The 3,180-nt window shown below is 56.6% G+C and carries 2 protein-coding genes; one reads left to right on the top strand and one right to left on the bottom strand.

What is annotated here, in order from left to right:
• The coding region (locus WBP53_RS03875; RefSeq protein ID WP_423926125.1) for a DUF4915 domain-containing protein at positions 1 to 248 on the top strand (248 nt) is incomplete at its 5' end.
• Positions 249 to 907: 659 nt separating this feature from the next.
• Here the strand turns inward: WBP53_RS03875 and WBP53_RS03870 are convergent.
• The coding region (locus WBP53_RS03870) for a fatty acid cis/trans isomerase (RefSeq protein ID WP_423926123.1) at positions 908 to 3,180 on the bottom strand (2,273 nt) is incomplete at its 5' end.

Genomic DNA, 3,180 nt, shown 5'->3' with positions numbered 1-3,180 from the left:
GGCTCTCGGGCGTATGGGTGGTCAACATCAACAACGGCAATACCGTGGCGTTCCTCAAATTCACAGGTGGAGTCGAGGAAATTTTTGCCGTACAGGCCCTGCGTGGCGCTCAGTTTCCGGAAATTCTTAGCGAACAGGAATACCTGCAGAACTCATACGCCCTGCCAGAGGATGCACTCGCGGAAGTGCAGCTTTCGCCAGCGCCAGCAAACGCGAATGACGCGGGTTCTGCCTACGGTGGTACATAGCGGGCGTGGCGGGAAGCTGAAACAAATGCGTCCCCACAAGCTGACAACGGCACCAGCAAATACCTGCAAGGCTGAGTCAAGATACGCGACTGCTGTTTCTATCCTTCCAGCTCGAACCAGCCTTTGACTCGTGCCAACGGCGCGTCGCTGTCCGCATCGCGTCGCGTGCACTCAGAACAACAACCGGGCGACGACCGGCACTCCCACAATGTGTCGGGACGCTCAGGACTCGAAAACTGGCAACGGCAACAGGAAAGATTTGGCTTGGCGCCACCTCCATCGGCCAAAATCCATGCTTCCGGACATACCAACAAGCGCCAATCGACGAACGAACGGTCGATTTCCGTAAGCCATCCACGCCCTACTCTCGAAACACCCGATCCGTCGCTATGTGCTGGTGTGATGATTCAGGCCGGTTGAGGTCGTAGTAGCCGCTGAGCGCTTCCAATGCTCTTGAGCCACCCCTGCCCGATCGCCGCGGCTTTATCGACAAGGGCCCGGGCGGAGCCGATCGCCCGCCGGGGAAGCGATTGGGGTCAGGCCTTGAATCTTGAATCCATGCACATTTCAAGACGGTATCTGACCCGTTCTCCTATGGGTGCCTGGATGTCCCGGAATCTTCGGATGTCCCGGTATCTTCAGCAGCCATCCGGGTCGGCTTACGATTCTTCGTCGGCCGTGAGGTCTGCGATCTTCTTGTAACGGCTGAGGTCATAGACAGCGGCGTCGATTGGGCGCGTGCGGTGCATGTAGTCGATGAACCACTGGAAGTTGGTCCAGATCTCGGGGTCGGATCTGGATAGGCCGTATTTGTCTACCACTGCAATGAATTGCTCACGAGTGCTCGCCGCGCGCAATGCCTGGGTGAAGATCTCTATCTCATCAAGGGGCACATTGAACATGTAGTTCGGATAGCTGCCGATAAGGCCACGGTAGGCTGTAAGCGTATCTTTGGAATACTCGCGGCGTTTCGCTTCCTTGAACATGAACGCGACATTGGTCTGCTCCTTGTTGCGCGCCAGGGTATAGGCCAGGTCTGCGATTGGATCGCCGGTACTGATGCGAATGAAGCTGACGTCGGTCATGAAGTCCACGAAGCGCATGTTTTCCAGCGCGGCCGGCTTCGAGGTCAGTGTCTGCAGACTGGCTTCCGCGCGCTTCTCGGTGGCCGTGGCTTCAGGCCGGTAACAGGGCGACTTCGCGCAGTTGTTGAGTACATCTTCAGGTCCGGCCAGCGACTTCAGTCGCCCCCTGACCAGCGAGACAAACTCGGTTTTGGGATCATCGGACTTGTAAGAGATCTGTACCGGCAGGTCTTCGTTGACGATTTCATAGCTTTTCCTGATCTTCTTCTGTGCTTTCTTGCTCTGATACCAGGAGTTCCGCAGCGCCGTGCGGGCATCGGGCGGCATGAAATGCAGGAAGTTGTCCTCGCCGCCGGAACGGATCAGATCGAAGTAGAACCGCGTCTCCGATTGGCTGGCCACCGTCCCGAACACATTGTAATTCGCAGCCAGCAGATAGAAGGTTCGTTCAAGCATGGGGTAATCCATGACCCAGAGCGTCTTGGGAACGGCACCCACGAAACCTTTGGTGACCATCGCATTGTCGTAGTTCCTGAGGACTGTCAGTGCGGCATTGTCGTTGTTGCCATCACCATCCCAAAGGTCGTCCAGGGACGGGCCTTTTGGCTGCTGCTTGCGATAGTTTTTGCCGCGCAGAACGATGTATTCGTTTCTTTCTTTTTTCAGGCTTCTCCAGTTGCGCTCCAGGCTGATGACACGTTCCCCGTCCGGGACCAGCAAGAGAGTGGGCTGAATTTCGGCCATATAGTCCGCGTCGGTTACCGACAGGTCCGAATCTGGATCCTGGAACAGCACGAAGAATCGATCTTCGATGACGTCGGTGGCAACCTGCCCTGCACACACCGGCCCGCGAATGAAGTTCATCACGAAGAATTCGGACGAGTCGAGCATGAACTGATAGCGCGCGCGTGCCGGGATAGCCGCAAAGGTCACGAACGGATTCACCGCGTTCGCGCTTGAATAATCAGGCAGCTTCGCTACATTCCAGTCCGGCGTCAGAAACAGGCTTTCGAAGCGGCTCATTCGCGTTGCGCTCAGCGAATAGGGTATGTGGTTCTTGTGAACGAGGGCACCCTGCACTCTTCGCAAACGGTAGTAGACCTTTTGCCCCGGGTCGTCGTTCGGCCGTACCGTCGCAATTAGCTGAAGAGGGCTTCCCGATGGCGTAGCAGAGCGCACGACTTCGTAGAAGCTCCCAGTCGCCAGTTCCTCAAAGTACAAGTGGGCGGCGAACAGGTGCTCATAGAGGTAACGGGAAACCAGTTGGTTCTTCAGGGCAGGACGGTTGAAGAATTCCTCCCATGCGAGTATCTGCGCTTGTTCGGCCTGGCCAACCACGAAAGGCTGCGTATCAATGACGGAGCCTTCGCTAATCCATTGCCGCAGGGTTTGGTATTCGCTATCAGTCAGGCCGCTGATGGCAAGCGGCATGCCCTGCAGTGGGTGCTTGCGGGCGTAACTGTCAAATTCGGGCGGTGTCGGACATACATCCTTGCGCTTGAGTCCGAGCTCGATTTTCTCCGCCGCCTGAGTACCAGGTTCCAGCGGATGCTGCTTGCCGAGTTCAATCATCTTGTAAAGCAGTGAATTGTCGAGGTTGTCTTGCGGCTCTCCCCCGCTGGTATTGAGTACCGAGTAAAAACCTTTCTCCCGCCATCCCTGCGTGGTCTGTGCATCAAAGAACAGACGCGTCGGCGACATGTCCTTGAGCCGCAATCCATAGATCTTCTGCTTGCTGGCACCACGCAGCAGGCCGTCTGCGGAGGCAAGATTCAACTGGCAGGGGGAATCGTAACAACCATGACACGCGAGGCACTTTTGTTCGAGGATCGGCTGTACATCGTCCG

It is taken from the genome of Dokdonella sp., from assembly GCF_049593775.1.
Lineage (GTDB): Bacteria > Pseudomonadota > Gammaproteobacteria > Xanthomonadales > Rhodanobacteraceae > Dokdonella.
This window is presented reverse-complemented; position numbering and strand designations above follow the sequence as displayed.